This window comes from Mesorhizobium sp. LNHC229A00 (assembly GCF_000502415.1).
Taxonomy (GTDB): Bacteria; Pseudomonadota; Alphaproteobacteria; order Rhizobiales; family Rhizobiaceae; genus Mesorhizobium.
Genome location: NZ_AYWQ01000012.1, coordinates 309800 through 331292, shown reverse-complemented (window position 1 = coordinate 331292; position 21493 = coordinate 309800). Strand labels below are relative to the sequence as shown.

At 63.8% G+C, this 21493-nt stretch carries 17 protein-coding genes and 1 pseudogene; 9 read left to right on the top strand and 9 right to left on the bottom strand.

Annotated elements, in window-relative coordinates; translation table 11 throughout:
• On the bottom strand, positions 1-5654 hold a 5654-nt coding region (locus X742_RS07320), incomplete at its 3' end, for a kinesin (RefSeq protein WP_023773908.1).
• A gap of 274 nt (positions 5655-5928) precedes the next feature.
• On the opposite strand from X742_RS07320, the gene X742_RS147165 reads away from it, so the two are divergent.
• The 3 genes from X742_RS147165 (at position 5929) to X742_RS147175 (ending at position 7882) form a co-directional block, all read left to right on the top strand.
• Positions 5929-6297, top strand: coding sequence for an Hpt domain-containing protein (locus X742_RS147165; RefSeq protein ID WP_015317671.1), 369 nt, complete (start codon positions 5929-5931; stop codon positions 6295-6297).
• 143 nt (positions 6298-6440) lie between these two features.
• Positions 6441-6761: a 2Fe-2S iron-sulfur cluster-binding protein gene (locus X742_RS147170; protein ID WP_015317672.1), complete on the top strand. Its 321-nt coding sequence runs from the start codon at positions 6441-6443 to the stop codon at positions 6759-6761.
• A gap of 89 nt (positions 6762-6850) precedes the next feature.
• Positions 6851-7882 (top strand): NAD(P)/FAD-dependent oxidoreductase, encoded by a 1032-nt coding sequence (locus tag X742_RS147175; RefSeq protein WP_023773907.1) that lies wholly within the window; start codon positions 6851-6853, stop codon positions 7880-7882.
• Here the strand turns inward: X742_RS147175 and X742_RS147180 are convergent, their stop codons facing one another.
• Positions 7883-9475 (bottom strand): MDR family MFS transporter, encoded by a 1593-nt coding sequence (locus X742_RS147180; RefSeq protein ID WP_023773906.1) that lies wholly within the window; start codon positions 9473-9475, stop codon positions 7883-7885. It abuts the gene before it with no gap.
• Between the two features lie 230 nt (positions 9476-9705).
• Complete coding sequence (locus X742_RS147185; RefSeq protein WP_023785176.1) at positions 9706-10326, bottom strand: DUF922 domain-containing protein; 621 nt, start codon at positions 10324-10326, stop codon at positions 9706-9708.
• 114 nt (positions 10327-10440) lie between these two features.
• On the opposite strand from X742_RS147185, the gene folP reads away from it, so the two are divergent.
• From folP to folK, 3 genes are read left to right on the top strand one after another with little or no spacing between them, the layout of a single operon-like run.
• Positions 10441-11289, top strand: coding sequence for a dihydropteroate synthase (gene folP / locus X742_RS147190; RefSeq protein ID WP_023773904.1), 849 nt, complete (start codon positions 10441-10443; stop codon positions 11287-11289).
• 3 nt (positions 11290-11292) lie between these two features.
• Positions 11293-11652 carry a dihydroneopterin aldolase gene (gene folB, locus X742_RS147195; protein WP_023773903.1) on the top strand — a complete coding sequence of 120 codons (360 nt, stop codon included), beginning with the start codon at positions 11293-11295 and terminating at the stop codon, positions 11650-11652.
• The gene (gene folK / locus X742_RS147200) at positions 11636-12148 is read left to right on the top strand and encodes a 2-amino-4-hydroxy-6-hydroxymethyldihydropteridine diphosphokinase (protein ID WP_023773902.1); all 513 of its coding nucleotides are present in this window, start codon (positions 11636-11638) and stop codon (positions 12146-12148) included. Before folB ends, folK begins: the two co-directional genes overlap by 17 nt.
• Before the next feature lie 8 nt (positions 12149-12156).
• Here folK and X742_RS147205 read toward each other — a convergent pair whose 3' ends face one another.
• Both X742_RS147205 and X742_RS147210 read right to left on the bottom strand, forming a co-directional pair.
• Positions 12157-12702 (bottom strand): DUF924 family protein, encoded by a 546-nt coding sequence (locus X742_RS147205; protein WP_023773901.1) that lies wholly within the window; start codon positions 12700-12702, stop codon positions 12157-12159.
• A gap of 11 nt (positions 12703-12713) precedes the next feature.
• A complete protein-coding gene (locus X742_RS147210; RefSeq protein WP_023773900.1) occupies positions 12714-14549 on the bottom strand; it encodes a monovalent cation:proton antiporter-2 (CPA2) family protein in 1836 nt (611 codons plus the stop codon).
• Positions 14550-14709: 160 nt separating this feature from the next.
• Between X742_RS147210 and X742_RS147215 the strand changes: the two genes are divergently transcribed.
• From X742_RS147215 to X742_RS147225, 3 genes are all read left to right on the top strand, one after another.
• Positions 14710-15699 carry an AraC family transcriptional regulator gene (locus tag X742_RS147215; protein ID WP_023773899.1) on the top strand — a complete coding sequence of 330 codons (990 nt, stop codon included), beginning with the start codon at positions 14710-14712 and terminating at the stop codon, positions 15697-15699.
• 59 nt (positions 15700-15758) lie between these two features.
• The gene (locus X742_RS147220; RefSeq protein WP_023773898.1) at positions 15759-16967 is read left to right on the top strand and encodes an MFS transporter; all 1209 of its coding nucleotides are present in this window, start codon (positions 15759-15761) and stop codon (positions 16965-16967) included.
• A 180-nt stretch (positions 16968-17147) separates the two neighbouring features.
• Positions 17148-17414 (top strand): hypothetical protein, encoded by a 267-nt coding sequence (locus X742_RS147225; protein WP_023773897.1) that lies wholly within the window; start codon positions 17148-17150, stop codon positions 17412-17414.
• Between the two features lie 136 nt (positions 17415-17550).
• On the opposite strand, the gene X742_RS147230 is transcribed toward X742_RS147225, so the two are convergent.
• The 4 genes and pseudogenes from X742_RS147230 to X742_RS147240 form a co-directional block, all read right to left on the bottom strand.
• Positions 17551-18102: a hypothetical protein gene (locus X742_RS147230; protein ID WP_015317684.1), complete on the bottom strand. Its 552-nt coding sequence runs from the start codon at positions 18100-18102 to the stop codon at positions 17551-17553.
• Between the two features lie 123 nt (positions 18103-18225).
• On the bottom strand, positions 18226-19311 hold the full coding sequence (locus X742_RS147235; RefSeq protein WP_023773896.1) for a YcjF family protein: 1086 nt from the start codon (positions 19309-19311) through the stop codon (positions 18226-18228).
• Positions 19308-20857 (bottom strand): annotated as a pseudogene (locus X742_RS01000000170445) (YcjX family protein). Before X742_RS01000000170445 ends, X742_RS147235 begins: the two are co-directional and overlap by 4 nt.
• A 76-nt stretch (positions 20858-20933) precedes the next feature.
• Complete coding sequence (locus tag X742_RS147240; RefSeq protein ID WP_023773895.1) at positions 20934-21437, bottom strand: histidine phosphatase family protein; 504 nt, start codon at positions 21435-21437, stop codon at positions 20934-20936.
• Positions 21438-21493: the final 56 nt, after the last annotated feature.

Here is a 21493-nt window from a genome sequence, read left to right as displayed (position 1 = left end):
GGCTCGGCGGCGCGCGCCGCCGGCGCCTGCGGCGCAGGACGCAAGGGGCGCGATTCTGAAGAGTCGCCGCCACGACCGGACTTCGCCACGATGTCCGAAAGCTCCTTCAAGGCGTTGATCTGCTCGGAAACGGCGCGGCGGATGGCCGATGTCGACTCCTTTGCCTCTTCGGGCATCTCGATGACGCCCTTCTTGAGTTCGGCGCGGGTGAGGTCGAGTTCACTCTTGATCGAGCCCGCGGTGCGCCGCATCTCCTCGGTCGCATCGGCGAAGCGCTTGGTTGCCGAATCGACGACGTCGGTGATGGCGTTGCGGATCTTGTCGGCGGACTCCATCGTCTTGCCCTCGGCGTTCTGCAGGGTCTGGCCGACGAGATTTTCGAACGAGCGCATGACCCTTTCGAGATCTTCCGACTTCTTGACCAGGCCGACGGCGAGGTCCTCAAGTGAGGACTGCCTTTCCAGCGTGTGTTCGAGGTTGCTCTGGGCCGAGCTCAACAGGTCCGAGGCGCTAGCCAGCAAGCGGCTGTGTTCATCGAACTTGGTTGCGATCGAGGCGACTTCGCGCAAGGTCGACGACGACAGTTCCGTCAGTCTCGTCGTGTTCGAATCGACCAGACGCGCCGAGCTGGCAAAGGTCTGCGCCGCCTTTTCGGTTGTCGCCGCGAAGCTTTGCGTGCTGCCGGTCAGACGTTCGTCGACCTCGCCGAGGTTGACCGCGGCCTGTTCGATCAGCTGACCAAGCTGCGAGCTGGACTTGGTCATACGGCCGATCAGATCGGCGACGCTGTCGGACAGCGACGAGCGGGCGCCTTTGACCGCCGACAAGGTCTCGGCGGTGCGGCTGGCCAGTGCGTTGACCAGGGCTGCATTTTCGCTGCGCAGCTTCTCGGTCGCGCGCTCCGTGACCTCTTCCATGCTCTTTTGCAATTCCGAGCCGCCCTGGGCGAAGCGCTCGACCAAAGGCCGCGCGGTTTCGTCGAGGATCTTCGACATCTCGGCCGACCGCGCCGCGAGCATGGTGTTGAGCTCGCGGGTGTTGGCGCCAATCGTCTTGGCCGCGTCGTTGGTGCTCTGGCCGATATGTTGTCCGACCGCGGTGAAGGTTTCCGCGATCACATTGGCACGCGATACGAGCTGTGCCTCGGCACTCGACACCTGCTCGTTGAGCTTCTGGCCCATGGTTTCGGCGGTGTAGGCGAGCCGGTTTTCGACCCCAGCGATCTGTTCTTCGACACGGGCGGCCGCTGCCGCCGCGCTCGATGCAAGACGCTCGTCGGCGCCGGCAAGCGCCTGCTCGATTTCGCGGGCGTGCACGGCCAGCTCCTGGCCGGTCTGGCGGGCGCGATCGGCGACCCGCTGCTCGGTGCTTGCAAAGGCGCCGACAATGGTCTGCGCATGCTCGCCGATCGTCGAGGTGCTGTCGGCGATACGCGAAACCAGGCGCTGGTCGGCGTCGTCGAAGATGCGGGCGATTTCGGATGCCCGGCTGGACAGCGCGCCCGAACCCTCGGCGATGCGCGAGACCAAATGCTGGTCGGCGGCATCGAAAATACGACCGAGGTCCGACGCGCGGGCGGCGAGCGCCTCGGCGGATTCGCCGATGCGCATGCCGAGCCGCTGGTCGGCGCTTTCGAAGTTCCGCAGGATGTCGCCGGCGCGGGCGGCCAGCGACTGCGCCGTTTCCACCGCACGGGCGACCAGCTTCTGGTCGGCCGCGTCGAACGTCCCGGCAATCTCGCTTGCGCGGGCAGCCAGCTGATCGGCGGTTTCCTGGGCACGGGCGGCGAGCTTCTGGTCGGCCATGTCGAAGGTGCCGGCAATCTCGCCGGCGCGGGCAGCGAGCTGATCGGCGGTTTCGTGGGCACGGGCCAGCAGCGAGCTGGAGGTGTCATCGGCGCGGGCGAGCAGGGCGTTCGAAGTATCCTCCGCACGGGCGTGGAGGCGACGATCGGCCTCCTCGAAGGTGCGGGCGATGTCTTCGGCCCGGGCCAGCAGGGCGGCGGACGTCTGCTCGGCGCGCTCGGCGATCTTGCGATCGGCGTCGCTGAAGGCCGCACCGGCCTGTTCGTGCAGCGTGCTGGTGACTTCCAGCACCTTTTCGCGCAATGCGCCGGCGACGAAGACAGCGCTCTTCTCGAGCACGTTACGGACGTTGTCGACCCCAGTCGAGAGCGCGCGCTCCATGGTGCCGGCGCGTTCCTCGATGATGCCAGTCTGGCGGCTGAACGCCTGCTCGATCTTGTCGACATCGGCGGCGATCGCGGCGGAAATGTCCGTGCTCCTGGCCGCGATCTGGTCGATGTGGCCGGACAGCGAACGATCGACGTCCTTGCGGCTCTCGGCGAGCTTGCCGAGGTCATCTTCCAGCGCGCGGCTGAGCATGTCGCGGCCTTCGGACAACTTGCCGACATGTCCGGCGATGATATCGTCGATATCGCCGCGGCTTTCGGTCAGCTTCTGCAGGTCAGCTTCGAGAGCGCGCTTGAGAATGTCGCGGCCTTCGGCGAGCTTCTCGACCTGGCCGGCGACCAGACCGTCGATGCTGGAGCGGCTTTCGGCCAGCTTGGCAAGATCTGCCTCCAGCGCACGCTTGAGGACATCGCGGCCTTCGGCAAGCTTCTCAACCTGGCCGGCGACAAGACCGTCGATGCTGGAGCGGCTCTCGGCCAGCTTGGCAAGATCGTCTTCGAGAGCTTTCGACAAGGTCGAACGCTCCTGCACAAGCCGTTCCGCGTGATTGTTGACGTGGCTGCCGACAGTCTCGAGGTCGGCCTCAAGCGCCTTCGACAGTGTCGAACGCTCTTGGGCAAGTCGGTCCGAGTGGCTGTTGACAAGGCTGTTGACGGTTTCGAGATCGGCCTCCAGCGCGCGGGCGAACTGGGCGCGGTCGTCGACCAGTTTCTGGGACTGATCGGCAACGGTGTTTCTGACGGTGCCGAGGTCGGCTTCCAATGCGCGGCGCAGGATGTCGCGGCCCTCGGCGAGCTTCTCGACCTGGCCGGCGACCAGGCCGTCGATGCCGGAGCGGCTTTCGGCCAGCTTGGCGAGATCGTCCTCCAGCGCCTTCGACAAGGTCGAGCGATCCTGAACCAGCCTGTTCATGTGGTCGGCGATGACGCTGTTCACATTCTGCAGATCGGCTTCCAGAACACGTGAGAGCTGCCCGCGATCCTCGGCCAGTCTGTCCGACTGGCTCGATATGACGTTCTTGATCGTATTGAGGTCGGATTCCAGCGCACGCTTGAGGATGTCGCGGCCCTCGGCGAGCTTCTCGACCTGGCCGGCGACCAGACCGTCGATGCTGGAGCGGCTTTCGGCCAGCTTGGCGAGGTCGGCTTCGAGCGTCTGCGACAGCAGGCCGCGGTCTTCCGCCAGGCGCCCGGAATGGCTGTCGATCAGGCCACGTATCCCCGACAGGTCGCTTTCGAGCGAACGGCCGAGCTGCGTGCGGTCTTCGGCCAGTTTCGCCGAATGCGCCTCGATGAGGTTCTTGATACCGGCAATGTCGTTTTCGAGCGCCTTGGCGAGCACCGCGCGGCCCTCGGCGATTTTCTCGACCTGGCCGGCGACAAGGCCGTCTATGTCGGCGCGGCTGTCGGACAATTTGCCGAGATCGGCCTCCAAGGCGCGCGACAAAATGTTGCGGCCTTCGGCCAGTTTTCCAACATGCCCGGCCACCATTTCATCAATGATGGTACGAGCTTGCACCAATTTTCCGGAGTCTTCGTTGAGAGCCAGTGAGAGCCGGTTGCGGCCTTCCTCCAGCCTTTCGAGGTGGCTGCCGAGCGACGCATCGATGGCGGCACGCGATTCGTTGACCTTGCGCAGGTCTTCTTCAAGCGCACGGGCTATCAGGCCGCGGCCTTCGGCCAGCCTCTGTACCTGATTGGTCACCGCCGCATCGATGCCGGCGCGGCCTTCGTCGAATTTCTCCAGGTCCGCCTGCATGGCTGCCGCCATGCGCTCGCGGCTCTCGGAGAGCTTGCGGCTATGGTTTTCGACGGCTTCCTCGATACCGACGCGCGCGTCGGCAAGCCGCTGGATGTCGGCGTCAAAGGAGCGCGACACGACGTGGCGGGCTGCCTCCATGCGGCCGGCGAAATCGCTGGCGCGCGCTTCGAGCATGGAAGAGGTCGAGGTGACGATGTCGGCCATGTCGGCGCCGATCTGGGTCTTGCCCTGATCGATCATGGCCGACAGCGTGTCCTTGCTCTCGGCGAAGGTGTGGGCGATTTCACGCGCGCGCTCGACCAGCGTTTCGTTGATCTGGCGGGCGCGGGCTTCCAGCGCGGCATTGAGCTTCTGGGTGCCGGTGTCCAGCGCTTCCGCGCGGGTCTGAAATTCACTGATCAGCGCTTGGCCGCGTTCGGCCAAGGTGCGCTCGATGCCGTTGAGGCTGGCCTCGAACTCGGAATTGAGGGTGCGCGCGGCGCCGCCGAGCAGCGACACCATGCCGGTGGTGCGATCGTCGAGCAGGTCCGTCAACGAACGGGTCAAGCCGTCCGTGGTGTCCGTCAGCTTGGCGATACGGGTGTCGAGCAGGCTGGCGAAAGCCTCGCCGGAGGTCGAAAGCCGGTCGGTAATGTTGTCGAGCCGGCCTTCCACCGAATCGAAGATCGACATCGAGCTTTCGTTGATGCGGTCGATCAGCGTGTCGCCGGAATTGGTGATCGTCATCGACAGTTTGGTCGACGCATTGAGGATGCTGTCACGGATGATGTCGCTTGCCGCGCCGATTTCATCGCGCAGGGTCTCGTGCGCACCGGAGATCGAGGCGCGGACGCGTTCGGCATGGGTGACCACCGCTTCGCGTTCGCTGCCCAATCCGTCGACCAGCGATCTTATGCGGGTTTCGTTTTCCGAATAGGAACGCTCGATCTGGTTGACCTCGCTGTGGACCAGCGTTTCCAGTTCGACGGCACGGGCAAGGGTGCGTTCGATGCCTTCGCCCATCGCAGCCACCTCGCGGCGGACGGCCTGGCCGATCATCATGACGCGATCCTGGGCCATGTTTTCCGGCTCGGTCAGGCGGAAGGCCACTTCCGTCATCGATTGCGCGGCGATGCGCATGTCCTGAGCGCGGCGAATCATCGTTGCGAAGGCCCAGAACAGGATGACAGGCACGATAGCCGCGACGGCAAGGCCGATCAGTTCGGGGCGGGCAAAGAACTGGTCCAGCGTGCGGATCCGCCAGATGCTCGGTCCAAAAAGCAGGTTCGCCAGTCCGCCGGCGCCCGCGATCCAGGCGAGCGAGACAAAGGCGATGACCCAGTAAATGGTGTTGGAGGCGCGCCTGTTCAGGCTGTGCAGAAGGGTCTTGTAGTCTTTCTGACGATCGTCGTTGGCTGGCGCGAAGCCGGCGGGCTGGCCACCATTGCGCGTCTCGACCGGGCGAAGTTCGGCCGGCTTGGGCGTTGGAGCGGGCTTCGCGGCCTGGGGCTGATTGACGACTGGCGCCGGCTGCTGATTGCGTCCCTCGCGCGCCAGTTCGTCGGCGGCCTGTGATATCTGCGCTTCCAGATCTTCCATCGAAGCCGCGATATCGAGGTCGCCGCTATCGGTATCGCCGCTCAGGTCGAGATCGAGCGCTTTCTCGAGTTCCCTGGCTACGTCGCTGTCGAGAGTTCTGGTCGTCGTTGGTTTCTTCGCCATGCCTTCGCTACCCTGTACTAGCTGCCGCGGGGGCTTATGATTCTGTTTGTCTTACCCCCGCGCAGGAGGCTGAAAATGGACCCTCGTATCGTAATGACACAGGGGGGTAAAGAAAACATGCATTCCGCGGGATACGTAAAACTTTAAATATAAGGTTAACGGAAGCGTGATTTGGGCGCCGCTTTCGCAACATTTTTCCCGGCCATTCATTAACCCGTTGTCCACTGGATTCGCCTAGGTTTTCAGGCGACCGAAGAAAATGGAGTTCGAGTTCATGCGTGGCGAAAGCGGCATTGCCTTCTCGATGCCGGGGGGCGACGTATCGGGAACGAGGCAGTCCCGACCGGTCGATTTGGCACACCTTGCCCGGCAAACGATGGGCGACCGCGCCCTCGAGCAAGAGGTGCTGGCGCTGTTTGTACAGCAGGCACTGTCGGTACGCGACAAAATTGTCGATGCCGACATCAAGGACCGGCTCCTCCTGGCTCATGGTTTGAAAGGGTCGGCCCGCGGCGTGGGTGCCTTCGCCATCGCCGATTGCGTCACCGATATCGAGCATCGCCCGGAGGACGCCCAGACGCTCAAGCGGCTCGGCCGGCTGATCGACGAAGTGCGCGACTTCATCGCCGCCATCAATCGCTGATCCAGGTTTGCGACAAAAACGTCACGGAGCGCCGCTTTCGCACGGCAGTTGACTTGTTTGCCCGAGTGATTATCTCGGGCGAAACTCGCATTTCCCTCGGGCGAACTCCCTTCGTCCGGGGCGAAACTCCCTTCAGGTGACAAATGACCAAACTGACCTTCATCGCCCATGACGGCACACATTTCGACGTGGACGCCGAAAACGGCTCGACGGTCATGGAGAACGCCATCCGCAACGCTGTCCCGGGCATCGAGGCGGAGTGCGGCGGCGCTTGCGCCTGCGCGACCTGCCATGTCTATGTCGATGAGGCATGGACGGCCGAAGTCGGCGAGCCCGAGGCGATGGAGGAAGACATGCTGGACTTCGCCTACGACGTCCAGCCGAACTCGCGCCTGTCCTGCCAGATCAAGGTACGCGATGCGCTCGACGGCCTGATCGTGCGGGTGCCCGAGCGTCAGGGCTGAAAGCCAGCATGGGCGATTTTTGCCGCTGACGCTTGGCAGCGGGCCGCTGGTCATGCAGTCTCGCCCGGACTTTCGAAGCGAGGCGCATCATGACCGGCATCATCAGCACAGACGTTCTCATTGTCGGGGCGGGGCCGGTCGGCCTGTTCGCCGTGTTCGAGCTCGGCCTGCTGGACCTAAAATGCCACCTGATCGACATCCTCGACAAGCCCGGTGGCCAATGCGCGGAACTCTATCCGGAAAAGCCGATCTACGACATTCCCGGCTGGCCCTCGATCTCGGCGCAAGGGCTCGTCGACAAGCTGCTCGAACAGGTCGCGCCGTTCAAGCCTGAATTCACCTATAACCGCATGGTCTCCAGCCTTGAGAAGCTGGAGGACGGCGGCTTTCGCGTCACCACGGACGAGAACGAGGTGTTCGAGGCCAAGGTGGTGGTCATCGCCGCCGGCGGCGGCTCATTCCAGCCCAAGCGTCCGCCGATCCCCGGCATCGAACCCTATGAGGGCAAGAGCGTCTTCTATTCCGTGCGCCGGATGGAGGATTTCCGCGGCCATGACCTTGTCATCGTCGGTGGCGGCGACTCGGCGCTGGACTGGACGCTGAACCTGCAGCCGGTGGCAAAGAGCGTGACACTGGTTCACCGGCGGGCTGAGTTTCGCGCGGCGCCCGACAGCGTCAACAAGATGTACGCCATGCAGGAGATGAAGCAGCTGGAATTCAGGGTCGGTCAGGTGACCGGGCTCACCGGGGCCGACGGCCAGCTGTCATCGGCCACCATCAAGGGCGGCCCGGATGGCGACATCGAGGTGCCTTGCACCCGCATGCTGCCGTTCTTCGGACTGACGATGAAGCTCGGTCCGATCGCGGAATGGGGGCTCAATCTCCACGAGAACCTGATCCCGGTCGATACCGAGAAGTTCCAGACCTCGGTGCCCGGCATTTTCGCGGTGGGCGACATCAACTGGTATCCGGGCAAGCTGAAGCTGATCCTGTCGGGCTTTCACGAGGTGGCGCTGATGGCGCAGGCCGCCAAGCGCATCGTCAGCCCCGGCGAGCGCATCGTGTTCCAGTACACGACCTCGTCCACGAGCCTGCAAAAGAAGCTCGGCGTCTCCGGCTAGTTATTCCGTCAGGATCGACGCCGGATCGTCGACGTGGCCTCGAAGTTCTTTCTCGGGCATCAACGCCAGCGTGACGAGGCCCAGCCCCAGAGTGCCGGCCGCGACGAGAAAGATCATCACGAAGGGTTCGGCCGATACGACATGTCCAGCCACCCGAACGCCTTCGCCGGCCAGCGGCAACCCAAAGCCAAGAGCCACCGCGCCCAGCATCGCGACCCCCAATGCACTGCCCAGCGAACGCAGAAAGGTAAGCACCCCCGTTGCCACGCCAAGATAGATCGGAAGAGCACACGNAAAGCCAAGAGCCACCGCGCCCAGCATCGCGACCCCCAATGCACTGCCCAGCGAACGCAGAAAGGTAAGCACCCCCGTTGCCACGCCAAGATGCATGCGGTCGACGGCGTTCTGCACGGACACGGTGGTTACCGGAAATGTCGTGCCGGTTCCCAGCCCGATGCAGATGGTCAGGACTTCGACGACAAGCAGCGATGCATGGCCGGCGACAAAGGCCAGCAGGCCCATGCATAGGATGGCGAAGATGACGCCGACCATGGCGATGCGCTTGTAGTGGGTGAAGCGTGGTATCAGGCGGCCGCTGGAAGCGGCGCCGCCCACGGTTCCAAGCAGAAGGCCAAGCATTGCAATGCCCGACTCGCTCGCCGTCAGGCCAAGTATCGACTGCAGATAGACCGGCAGATAGACGGCAAGGCCGACGCTGGAGGCCTGGAGCAGGAACATCGACAGGGTGCCGGCCAGGACGATCGGGTTGCCCAGCACTTCGAGCGAGATGAGCGGTTCGGCCGCCCGCATTAGCCGCAAGGCAAAGGCGCTCCAGAACAGCGCCGAGCACGCCAGGACGCCGATGACTTCAGGCGATAACCAGGGGTAGGCACTGCCGCCCCAGTTCAGCGCCAGCAGCAACAGCGCCGTTGCCACGATCAGCAGCAATGCGCCAAGACCATCGATGCTGTGGTTCTTGGCCGCGATGGGCAGCTTCTTGAGCGGCTTGTTGATGATCGCCATGGCTAGAAAGCCCAGCGGGATATTGATCCAGAAGATGAGAGACCAGTGCAGATGCTCGGCGAAGGTGCCGCCCAGCAGCGGCCCGGCGACGCTGGCGACGGCCCAGGTGCCGGAAAACCACGCCGCGTAGCGCGCCCGCTCGCGCGGCGGGACGAGGTCTCCGACCACGGTCTGCGTCAGCGCGAAAAGACCGCCGCCACCGGCCCCCTGGATCGCGCGACCCAGGATGAGGATGAACATGTTTGGGGCCAGTGCGCTGACCAGCGATCCAGCAAGGAAGATGAGGATTGCCGCGTAGACGGTCGGACGACGCCCATGGACGTCGGAAATCTTGCCGTAAAGCGGTGCCACGGCGGTTACGGTCAAGAGGTAGCCGGTCACGATCCATGGCAGGTATTCGGCATTGCCGAGCAAGCGCCCGATGGTCGGCATGGCGGGCGCGACGATGGTCTGGTCGAGGGCTGCCAGCAGCATCGACAGGAGGACGCCGCCGATAATGGCGTTCTTTTCGCTTTCGCTCAGCGGCGCGCTGGCGGCCGCCACGGCCTGCTTGTCGACAGCCTGGTCCATAAATCTTCTCGTCCATGCACTTTGCGCTGCCGCATCACCATTGGGCTTGTCTGGTGCATCCGCGGCGCGATCGATCGTGATGCCCGTGCTTCCGGATTGTGCCCTTGGCAACCCTGGATATGTCGTTCCGTATAGGCCGATTTCGACCGTTGCTCGAAAAAAAATCCAGGCTGGCACTACGCTTCCGCCCGGTTGGCTTCCATCCAGGCGAACGGAGGCGGCGAGGAGATTCAGGCCGGCGGCCGTAACTGGCCGCTCTCGATGCGTTCCATCCGGTAACGCAGCAGCCGCAGGATGCGGCTTTCGAAATTGGCGCCTTCGACACGGTCGAACCGCACCTGGTCCCGATCGTGCCTGGCAAGCTCGGCCGCCGTGATCGCGGCGGCATTGACCTTCGCGGCATCGCAATCCTTCTGCGGATAAGCTGCCTTCAGGGCGTCTTCCAGCGCGCGGCCGTGGTTCTGGGCGATCTCGACGTGGCGGTCTTCATGGCGCTTGATGTCGGCGGACAACGTATCCCAGAACAGCCGCACATCGGCGTCGGCTTTGCCCGGGCGGCGCCATTCGGGAAGGATCACCTTGACCTTGACGGTGACGACCGCGTCGGCGATCCGGCAGGAGCCCGGTTGGCTGGCGTAGCTGATGCGTGTCGTGAAAGCCATCTGGGTGGCGCCAGGGTGGCGCGACCCCGTGCTTTTGACCTGGGGCCCGTGTTTGGCAAGTTGCTGCTCGATATCCTCCAGGGTTCTGCCGCCAATGGCGAAATAGCTGTATGTCTTCACCAGATTGGCCGCATCCGCCGGAACGGCGACGGTAAGCAGCAGTGCGCAGAGCAGGGAGCGTATCATCATGTTGCCTCTTCAATCACCTTGCTTTACGGCCTTCGCCGGCGCAACGGATTTGATCCAATGCGGATCACACATCGTTGATGACCCCTTGGTTGATGAGCCCATGGTTGAAGCGCAATGACGGCGGGGCGATGGCAACTGGCGCATGGGCGCCATCTCGAGCTTGGCGGCAAGGCCGTCGTCGTCGGCATCCTCAATGTCACACCCGACAGCTTCTCCGATGGCGGCTTGTTTGATGCTCCTGAACCCGCGCTCGTCCAGGCGCGCCGCATGATCGGGGAAGGAGCTGCCGTCATCGATGTCGGCGGAGAATCGACCCGCCCGGGCGCCGCCGCGATATCGGCCAGCGAGGAGCAGGCCCGTATCCTGCCCGTGATTGAGGCGTTGACGCAGGTCGGCGACGTGCTGATTTCGGTCGACACCTATCGTGCCGACACCGCGCGGCTCGCCGTCAAGGCCGGTGCGCATATCGTCAACGATGTCTGGGGCCTGCAGCGCGAGCCCGACATTGCGCGGGTGGCGGCCGAAACCGGGGCCGGGCTCGTCATCATGCATACCGGACGGGATCGCGACAAGCTGCCCGATGTGATTGCGGACCAGCTGGCGTTCCTGGGAAAATCGCTTGAGATCGGGCGCGGGCAAGGTGTCGCCGACGACCATGTCGTGCTCGACCCCGGCTTCGGCTTCGCCAAGGAGACGGCGGAGGAAAACCTCGATCTGATGGCACGGTTTGCCGAGCTTGGCGCGCTCGGCCTCCCGCTGATGGCCGGTACGTCGCGAAAGCGTTTCATCGGCACCGTCACCGGCCGCGACGCCGCCGACCGGGCGGCCGGCACGGCGGCGACCAGCGTCATTCTCCGGCTCAAGGGCGCGCATCTGTTTCGCGTCCATGATGTCGCAATCAACGTGGACGCGCTGGCCGTGGCGGATGCTATGCTGGCGCGGGAAACCGGATCGGAACGCTGAGCCATGTATGTCATCCGCATGAAGAACTGCGCCTTCTTTGCCCGGCACGGCGTGCTGGACGAGGAAGAAGCGCTGGGGCAGCGCTTCTATGTCGATGCCTCGCTCACCGTCGAGCCCGGACGCGCGCTCGTCGATGACGCCATCGGGGAAACGGTGAATTACGGCGTTGCCTTCACGGTCATCGAGGAGATCATCACCGGACACAGGCGCTTCCTGATCGAAGCGCTGGCGCTGGAAGTCGCGAAGGCCCTCACCGGGCGCTTTCCCCAGATCCGGAAAGCCGAGGTCACCGTTCGCAAGCCCAATGCGCCGGTGCCTGGCGTGCTCGATTACGTCGAGGTGACCGTTGTCTGGCCCGAGTAACACCGTCTATCTGAGCCTCGGCGGCAATCTGGGCGATCCGGCGGCGTCGATGGGGGCCGCGTTGCGCCTGCTCGACGCCGATCCCGATACCGACGTGGCCGCCGTCTCCTCGCTCTACCGGACGCCGCCCTGGGGCAAGCTCGACCAGCCGGACTTCCTTAACGCGGCCGCCGAATTGTCGACGCGGCTGTCGCCGCGGGCATTGCTCGACCTCTGCCTCGATGCCGAGCGAAAGCTCAAACGCGTGCGCGAGGAGAGGTGGGGGCCGCGCCTGATCGACATAGACATCCTGGTGTTCGGCGACCGCGTCATCCATGAAACGGGCCTGGAGGTGCCGCACCCGCGCATGCTGGAGCGCGCCTTCGTGCTGGCGCCGTTGGCCGAAATCGCGCCGGATCTTGCCGTCGGCGGCAAACGGGTGGTGGATCGCCTGAGCGCGGTCGATGCGGCCGGCATTGAGCGGCTGCCGTCGGGCCGGGACTGGTGGCGGCGCTAAATCGCGGATCAGCCGGAAAAACCACCGTCATCCAGGAATGCTTTTTCCTCAGCCGTGGTCTCGCGGCCAAGCATCCGGTTGCGGTGCGGAAAGCGGCCGAAGCGCTGGATGATATCACGATGTTCCAGCGCGTATTTCAGATTGAACGCGGCCCTGGCGGTATGAAGTTCAACCGACCGCTCCTGGTCCGCAAGATCTTCCGAATGTTCGAACGGCAAATAGAGGAACACGCGGACCTCCGGGTCCAGCGCCAGATCGTGGCCGGCGGCCACCGCCTTTTGCGCAAAATGCTTTGCCAAAGGGTCTGTCGCAAACATGTGGCCGGTGCCGCGAAAGCAATTGCGCGGGAACTGGTCGAGCAGGATCATCAGCGCCAGCGAGCCCTCGGCATGGCTTGACCAGACATCGCATTCGCGCCGCGCGGCTGCGTAGTGGAGGTCGAGGAAGCGGTCGCGGAAATCGGCATCGAAAGCGTCGTTCTTCTCGAACCATGAATCCTCGCCGGCGTCGCGCCAGAATTTGGTGATCGACAGGGCTCTGCTGTCCAATTCCATGGCTAATTCCCTCAATCCGCCGATTCGGATTTATGCAGGACGCCGGCCGTTTCCTCGTTGAGCGCCTGGCCAGGACGGCGGGGCGTGGAGAGCGGGGTCGGGATCGGCGTACCGATATTGCCTTTCAGGAAGCGCTGTCCCGAGCGGATGCCTTCGGCGAGCTGGGTCTCGAACCGGGCCGTGTCGCGGCGCCTCACGTCCTCGATCGTTTCGGCGACGTCCTCGGGATCGACGCCCAGCGCCTCCAGGGTCGAGCCACCGAAGACGAGCGCCGATTCGAAGGTTTCGCGCAGCTGATAATCGACGCCGGTGCGGATGAGCTGCAGCGCCGTGCCGCGGTCGAACGCACGGGCCAGCACCGTAAGCAAGGGGAACTCAGCCTTGACGAGTTCTGCGATGCGGATGGCGGCGTCGGGCTTGTCGACACAAATGAGCACGGCCCGCGCCCGGCCGGCCCCGGCCGCGTGCAGGATGTCCAGCCGCGTGCCGTCGCCATAATAGACCTTGAAGCCGAAATCGGCGGCCGCCTGGATCATCTCGACATCGTTGTCGATGATCGAGACGTCGATGCCGCGCAAGAGCAGGGGTTGGCTAGCGATCTGGCCGAAGCGGCCAAAGCCGATGACCAGCACGCTGCCGGTCAGGCCGTCGGCGACTTCGACGCCGTCCAGCGACTGCTCGTCCCGTGGCGTAAAATAGCGCAGGGCGATGATCGCCAGCGGCGTCAGCACCATGGAGATGATGACTATCGCGGTCAACGTTGCGTTTGCCTGGCCGTCGATGATGCCGACGGCGGCGGCCGCGGAATAGAGCACGAAAGCGAATTCACCGCCTTGCGCCATGAAGACCGCGCGCTCCAGTGCCTCGCGGTGGCCTGATTTCAGGATGCGGGCGACGATGTAGATGCCGAAAGCCTTCATCACCATGTAAGCCACGACGTACACGGCGATCAGCTTCCAGTTCGCGGCCACCACGTGCAGATCGAGCGACATGCCGACCGCAAGGAAGAACAGACCGAGCAGGATGCCGCGGAACGGCTCGATGTCGGCTTCGAGCTGATGGCGGAACGTCGATTCCGAGAGCAGCACGCCGGCCAGGAACGCGCCCATCGCCATCGACAGGCCGCTGAGCTGCATGGCAAGCGCCGATCCGAGCACCACCAGCAGAGCCGCGGCCGTCATCACTTCGCGCGCACGGGCATCCGCCAGGATGCGGAAGAAGGGGTTGAGCAGATAGCGTCCCGCCACCACCAGGCCGATGATCGCGGCGATGCCGATGCCGACCTCGGTCAGCCGCTCCGACAGGCTGGTGCCGGCACCGCCCGGCGCCAGGAAAGCAATCAAGGCGAGCAGCGGCACGATGGCCAGGTCCTCCAGCAGCAGGATGGAGACGATGCGCTGGCCCTTGGGCGCGGAGATTTCGCCGCGTTCTTCCAGAAGCTGCATGACGATGGCCGTCGAGGTCAGCACGAAGCCGGCGCCGGCGACGAAGGATTGCGCGATCGGAAATCCTCCGGCCATGCCGACACCAGTCAAGAGCACCGCGCAGACGCCGACTTGAAGCGCGCCAAGCCCAAAGATCTCGCGGCGCAGGCCCCAGAGCCGCGACGGCTGCATTTCCAGGCCGATGATGAACAGGAACATGACCACGCCGAGTTCGGCGACATGGAGGATGGCTCCGGATTCGGAAAAGACGCCGAGGCCGAACGGACCGATCACCACGCCGGCGGCCAGGTAACCGAGAATCGAACCCAGACCCATGCGCTTGAAGATCGGGACGGCCACCACGCCCGCCGCCAGCAATGCCACCACCTGAATGAGATCGCTGCCCGCTGCCTCTGCCGCCATGCTCTGTCCCTTTTTCGTATAGCACTCCTTGCATGCAGTGGGAGCGGGAGGCAAGGGCGGGTAGCCTGCCAGGAAGGGTAGGGTGCTGTCGGTGCGACTCCCCCCGGTGGAACAATGGTGTCCGCTTGTCTGCGGGACGTTCGGCATCTATATCAGCTGCATGCTTGACCGTTCGTCCCAGCCGGCTTCGCCGCCCCATATCCCGATGGACGCGCTCAGCGAAGTCCTGCAAGACTTTCGCCTGAGTGGCGTCAATTATGGTCGCTGCGAGCTCCGACATCCATGGAGCATAGAATTTCCGCGACAATCGCTGCTACGTTTTCACTTTGTCGGCCAGGGTCCGTGCTGGATTCATACCGAAGCGCAAGGCTGGCAAGAGTTGCGCGATGGCGATCTGGTGCTGCTGCCGCAGGGCATCGCCCATCGGCTGGCGAGTGCGCCGGACGTGGTGGGCGACTCGCTTGAGGGCTGCCAGGTGATCAAGTTAGGGGGCAATGTCTGCGAAGTGGTGCGGGAAGGGACAGGCGCGACAAGCACCCTTTTCTGCGGATCCATGGCCTTGGACTCCTGTGCGCTCAATCCATTGATCACGCTGATGCCGCCTGTCATCAAGGGGTGCGACGTGGCCGGCAACGACCCGGTCGTTGGTCCTTTGCTGGCGGCTATGACGATGGAGGCCGCACAACCGCAGATGGGCAGCGCCACCATCTTGTCGCGTATGGCGGATTTGCTGACAGCCCGGCTCATCCGCTGTTGGGTCAATTGCAACGGAGCCTCGACCACAGGTTGGCTCACAGCCATCCGCGATCCACATATCGGCCGCGCTCTTGCAGCCATGCATCGAGACCCCGGCCACAACTGGACGCTGGGAAGCCTTGCAAGCGTGGCAGGCCAATCGCGATCGATTTTCGCCGCGCGTTTCAGCGCGGTGTTAGGCGAGGGTGCCGCACGCTATCTCGCCCGTCTGCGCATGCAGCTTGCCCGCGAGTTGTTGGGGCAAGGCGGCTTGTCGGTTGCCGAGGTCGCTACCCGTTTGGGCTATGATTCCGAGGCATCCTTCGCTCGCGCGTTCAAGCGCATCACCAACGTCTCGCCGGGAATTGTGCGTCGCACAAATCCCGGACGAATAGACATGAATTTCGGATTTTAGGATACATCTCATCCGAGATAACTCGTCTATGAAGATCTCCAAACTTTGGAGATCTTTCCGTGACAGACACAACATTACAGCTTGAAGACGCCGCCATTGGCCCTGACGCCGACACGCCAGCCGCGTGGAGCGCAGCCACCTGGTTCGCGGTCATTTCATTGGCGGCCACCAGCTTTGCCCTGGTGTCGGCCGAATTCCTGCCGGCAGGCCTGCTGACGCCAATGGCGCGCGATCTCGGCATCAGTGAGGGAACGGCCGGACAAGTCGTCACCGCCACAGCTTCCGTCGGCGCCGTGACGGCCATGTTGAGCAATGTTCTCATCGGCCGACTGAACCGCAAGACGGTGCTGGTCGGTCTCATGGCCTTGGCGGTCGCTTCCAATATTCTTGCGGCGCTGGCACCCAATTTCTGGCTGTTGTTGTTAGGCCGGGCCGGGCTGGGGATCGCTCTCAGCGCCTTCTGGGCACTTTCGGTCGCCGTCGTGGCGAGGCTGGTTGGCGCCAATGCGACAGGCCGGGGCATGGCTATCGTCACCCTCGGCGTCTCGCTCGCCACCATTGCCGCGCCGTCGATGGGGGCGTTGATCAGCGACTGGCTGGGATGGCGCAGCGCCATGGCCATGACAGCGGGGCTGGCCGTATTGGCCATGTTGGCGCAGTTGCTCAGCCTGCCGACCTTGCCGGCGACAGCGAGCAACAGTCTTGCGGACGTGTTTCGGCTTACACGGCGGCGCGGCATTCAAATCGGCATGTTGGCTATTGTCTTGCTGATGACGGGGCATTTTGCTGGTTCTGTCTATGTGCGGCCCTTCCTCGAACACGTCACGCTGCTTGCAACCGGTCCAATTGCCCTGGCTCTGCTTGGATTTGGCATCGCCGCCGTGATCGGCAACATTGCCGGCGGTCGCATGGCCGATGCCAATATTCACATGGCTCTCGTGGTCACCGCCGCGTTAATGGCGGCCGCGGCGCTGGCCTTGGTGCTTTGGGGCGTGCACATTGGCGTTGCCTTCGGGTTTGTCACGCTTTGGGGCTTCGCCTTCGGCATGGGGCCGGTGGTGCTGCCAACCAATCTCTCACGTGCGGCACCTGACGCGCTGGAAGCAGCGGGCAGCCTGATGGTCGTCTCTTTCCAGGTTGCCATCACGATCGGCGCGGTTGTCGGTGGCTATGTCGTGGACAGCTATGGTGCCACGGCGCCGTTGACCGTTACGGCCGTCCTTGCTGCATCGACAGCTGTGCTCGCTCTGCTGCAGCCTCGCGGCTGAACTTTGCGCCAGCTGACATGGAAGGGCTGAAATCGAACCGCCGCAATGTTGCAGGCTCTTTACACAAGTTTACGCCATGCGCGCGTTGCTTGTTGCCGCAATCGAAGGCTAAGCACGCTCGGCTTCGGCCATTGGGGGTGAGCGGCGATCAAGTCGCACCCTTTTGAGGAGATGACTGACATGAAGAAGTTTTTGCTCGTTGCCGTCGGGCTGGCGGTGCTTGCCGGCTCGGCCTGTTCGAAGGCGCCGGAATGCACGACCGAGATCGCGACCAAGAAGGCGCAGGAAATGGCCGCCGCGTTGCAGGAGGCGATCACCAAGGATCCGTCCAAGGCGGCTGACCTGACCGCCAAGGTCCAGGCAGTGACGACCAAGTATCAGGGTTCCACGACCCTGGCCGATGCCTGCAAGGCGTATGACGAGCTGACCAAGGCGATCAAGGGCTGACGCCTGGTTCGTCCGTTTCCAAGGAGGCGGTGGCGATGGGCTGCCGCCTCTATGTTTTGTGGGATGTATTCGAACAATCCTAGGAAAAGTGTTTTTCCGACCGGAATTGCGCAAAGAAACAGAGGCGAGGGTGCGCTCAGTTCGGCGCGATGGAGCCGACTTCGACGGCATCGACGCGCTTCAGGCTCATGCCGATGACGGGCACCAACTGGTCCTGAACGCGCACGGCAACCGTTACCGTCATGGAATTGTCGTCGGGAATGCGGGCCTGCATGACACCGCGCAATTGGTTGCGGTTGATGGTGAAGACCACCTTGTGGGCGTCGACGACGTTGCCGCCGATAATATCGAGGCCGGCGCCGGCAGCGCCGCCCATGAAGGAACCCTTGTAGTCGCGGCCCTTGCGCTCGATCTTGGCCGACATGGGCTGGGTGAACATGCCGACCCGGCAGCCGCCGTCCAGTGTCATGCCCATCTTGCCGTCCGGCGTGGAACCGGTGAAGCTGCAGTTGAATTTCGTGCCCTTGTACTTGCCGGCGACGATCTCGCCCGGGCCAACCCATTTGCCTTCGGCCGACTGGAAAAACTGCTTGTCCGGTTCCGTGGCAGAGGCCGCCGAGGCGATGCCGACGACAGCTGTGATCACCGCCGCCAGGGGCAGGACGCTGGACAGTATTACGCTTTTCATCGACGACACCCGGCAACAACGAGGCTGTTTGAAACCGGTTCGACCATGAAGAAGATTGGTTAATGCTTCGTCACCGCGGGCCCTCGAAACAGCAATCCGAGCATCGTTCCGAAGAGCTGGACGCTATTTGCCAGAGCCGGCTGTCTCGGCGTCTTTCTTGGTTGCGAACGAAGTCAACGCGGCGAGGAAATCGCCCAGTCCCGGGCGCCTGGCTGCGCTGAAGGGCAGGGGGCGCACCGTCTCCATCGCGGCGAGACCGATGCGCGCCGTCATCATGCCGTTCACGACGCCTTCGCCCAGCTTTGCCGAGAGGCGGGCCGCCAGGCCGTGGCCGACGATCTGCTGGACGAAACTGTCGCCGATCGCGATCGAACCGGTGACCGCCAGATGCGCCAGTACGCTGCGCGCCAAGCGGAAAAAACCCAGCGTTCCGGGCCGTCCGCCATAGAGTTCCGACAACCGGCGGATGAGGCGCCCGGCCTCGAACACGACATAAGCGACATCGACCAGCGCGCGCGGGCTCACCGCCGTCACCAGCGAGACCCGCTTGGCGGCCTCGAGAATCATCACCTTGGCCCTGACATCGAGGGGGCCGAGGATTTCAGCCTCCGCCAGGCGCACCAGATTGGCGCCGTCGATGATCTCGCCGCGCAATTCGGCCAGCGCGCGCCGGCCGGCAGCGGTCTCGGGTTTGGCCGCGACAAAGGCCGACAGCTCGTCGACCACCGCGCGTGCCGCCTTAGGATCGTCGCGCGCGATCGCATCGAGTGCGCGCTTCTGCAGCTTTTCGACCTCGGCGAGGCGGGCGATGGCCAGGAACTCGCGAATCAGGATTACCAGAAGCGCCAGCAACGCAATCGCCCCCATCCCGGCGGCCAGCCAGCCCAGCCATTCGGCGCGGGCAAAGAGATCGCGTATCAACTGGTCGGTCCACAGGCCGACAGCCAGCGAAACCAGCACGCCGAAGGCGCCGAAGAAGATGCTGCCGAGAACCGAGCGCCTTCTGGGGGCGACCGATGGCGGCGGCTCGGCGGCAATAACGTCCGGTTCGTCAAAGACGTCGACCTCCGCCGGGATGACCAGCGCCACATCGGCCTTCATGGAGCGCGGTCTGCGCGACGGTTCGGTGTGGCGTGCTTGTGGCGCGTCTTGTTTCGGCGTGGCTTCCGGCTCGATGCGGAATGCCGCCGGTTTGCGGGGCGCGGTCATGCCAGGTGGTCTCCGATCAGGAACTGCAAGGCGCGGTCGAGCCTGATATGCGGCAGCGACAGCGTGACACCTTCGGCCGTGCGTTCGAGTTTCGGCGGTCGGAACCGGACGAAGCGGATTGCCGGGTCCGTGGAGTCCTGCCTGTGATCCGGCCCCGAAAGGTCGAAAACAGCATCAATGTTCTCTGGCAAATCACCAGGAAATATAGCTGTTTCCGTCTTTCCGTCGAATGTTTCACCATCGATCTTCTCGCCGGCGATCGGCGTGCCGATGATAACAGGCAATGTCTCTCGGCCCTGTTTGACGGTGCCTTCGCGGGTGGCGCGCACAGCCGCCATGGCGACGACGTCGACATCGGCGCCGGTGAAATTCGCCCGCGCCACGGCGCGGTCGGCAAGGCGCCGTACGATCGCCTGCAGCCGGTCATGGCTTTCGTGGTGCAGATGATCTGCCTTGGTCGCTGCGACCAGGATGCGGTCGATGCGCCGGGAGAACAGGTCGGTTATGAAGCTGCCCCGGCCGGGGCGAAAACAGCTGAGGATCTCGGTGACGGCGCGCTCCAGGTCGGCCATGGCACCAGGCCCGGCGTTCAGCGCCTGCATGGCGTCGATGAGCACGATCTGGCGGTCGAGGCGCGTGATGTGCTCGCGGAAGAACGGTTTGACGACATGCGTCTTGTAGGCCTCGTAGCGCCGTTCCATCATGGCGTGCAACGAGCCGTTGCGCGCACGCCTGTCGCCCAGGCCGGCCAGCGGCGCGAAAGTCAGCGCGGGCGAGCCTTCGAGATCGCCGGGCATCAGGAAACGACCGGGCGGCAAGGTCGAAAGCGCCCGTTCGTCGAGCTTGCATGCCTTGAGATAGGCGGCGAAGCTTTCAGCCAGCCGGCGTGCCGTCATTTCGTCGGCGTCGGCATTCGGGTCGATTTCCGCCGAGATCGCTCGCCAGGCCCGCGAAAGGTCCTCGCGGACCGGCAGCGTGGCCATTTCGAGGGCTTCGCGCGAAAAATCGGCGAAGGATTTGCCGAGCAGCGGCAGGTCAAGCAGCCATTCGCCGGGGTAATCGACGATGTCGACCGACAGCTTGCCCGACGAGAACATGCGGTTCCAGCCGGAGGCCGATTCATATTCGATCGTCAGCCGCAGTTCCGAAATGGCGCGGGTCGAGTCCGGCCAGACGCGATCGTTGATCAAAGCGGCGATGTGGTCCTCGTATTGAAAACGCGGCACGGCGTCGTCGGGCTGCTGTTCGAGGAAGGCGCGCGCGATACGCCCCGATTTCTGCGCCTCGAACAGCGGCAGACGTCCGCCGTGGATCAGATTGTGGACGAAGGCCGAGATGAAGACGGTCTTGCCGGCGCGGGAGAGACCCGTGACACCCAGACGCAGCGATGGAGAAAAAAGTCCGGTGGCACGTCCNTCTTGCCGGCGCGGGAGAGACCCGTGACACCCAGACGCAGCGATGGAGAAAAAAGTCCGGTGGCACGTCCCGACAATGTGTCGAGGGCAATTCTTGCCTCGTCGGTGAAGGTGGTCAGCGATGATGCCAAAACATGATCTCTCGGGCTTGCGTCCGCCCGATATAGGCGCTGGAACCCGGCTTTGAAATGGCGCTGGAAATCGGCATCAGGGATCGGCCGGTGTCAGGAACGCTTCGAGATAGCCCGCTCCCTGGGTCGCTTTCGCCAGATCGCCGGGGAAACGGACGACCGCAAGACCCGAAGTTGGAAAGCCATGATTGAGCATTGCCCGCTCCGCCTCGCCGCCATCGCCCGAAATCGCCATGGCGAGATCCTCCGTCATCGGGTTGTGGCCTATGACCAGCAATGAACCGGGGCCGCCATGATCCCGGACGAGGCGGAGATAGCAGGCCGCGTCCTCGCTGTAGAGCGCGTCGAAAAACAGCACCTTGCCTGTGTCGGTCTGGCCGGCCAGACCCTCGAGGGTTTCCCTGGCGCGTTTGGCGTTGGAGCACAGCGTCAGGTCCGGCACATAGGAGCGGGAACGCATCGCGGTCCCCATTTTTTCGGCATCGGCGTGGCCGGATGCGTCCAATGGACGATCGAAATCACGCATGCCCGGCAAGGCCCAACCGGCCTTGGCGTGTCGCAACAGATAAAGCCTGCTCACCCAACCTCCAACGTGCCCGAAAGCTGAAGTCCTGCCGCGATTAGCCACGAGAAAAG

Bases quoted from the DNA above. Each gene is read 5' to 3' on its own strand.
- X742_RS147165 (WP_015317671.1), top strand. From the start codon at position 5,929: ATGCGTGGCGAAAGCGGCATTGCCTTCTCGATGCCGGGGGGCGACGTA.
- X742_RS147170 (WP_015317672.1), top strand. From the start codon at position 6,441: ATGACCAAACTGACCTTCATCGCCCATGACGGCACACATTTCGACGTG.
- X742_RS147175 (WP_023773907.1), top strand. From the start codon at position 6,851: ATGACCGGCATCATCAGCACAGACGTTCTCATTGTCGGGGCGGGGCCG.
- X742_RS147185 (WP_023785176.1), bottom strand. From the start codon at position 10,326: ATGATGATACGCTCCCTGCTCTGCGCACTGCTGCTTACCGTCGCCGTT.
- folP (WP_023773904.1), top strand. From the start codon at position 10,441: ATGACGGCGGGGCGATGGCAACTGGCGCATGGGCGCCATCTCGAGCTT.
- folB (WP_023773903.1), top strand. From the start codon at position 11,293: ATGTATGTCATCCGCATGAAGAACTGCGCCTTCTTTGCCCGGCACGGC.
- X742_RS147205 (WP_023773901.1), bottom strand. From the start codon at position 12,702: ATGGAATTGGACAGCAGAGCCCTGTCGATCACCAAATTCTGGCGCGAC.
- X742_RS147210 (WP_023773900.1), bottom strand. From the start codon at position 14,549: ATGGCGGCAGAGGCAGCGGGCAGCGATCTCATTCAGGTGGTGGCATTG.
- X742_RS147215 (WP_023773899.1), top strand. From the start codon at position 14,710: ATGCTTGACCGTTCGTCCCAGCCGGCTTCGCCGCCCCATATCCCGATG.
- X742_RS147225 (WP_023773897.1), top strand. From the start codon at position 17,148: ATGAAGAAGTTTTTGCTCGTTGCCGTCGGGCTGGCGGTGCTTGCCGGC.
- X742_RS147230 (WP_015317684.1), bottom strand. From the start codon at position 18,102: ATGAAAAGCGTAATACTGTCCAGCGTCCTGCCCCTGGCGGCGGTGATC.
- X742_RS147235 (WP_023773896.1), bottom strand. From the start codon at position 19,311: ATGACCGCGCCCCGCAAACCGGCGGCATTCCGCATCGAGCCGGAAGCC.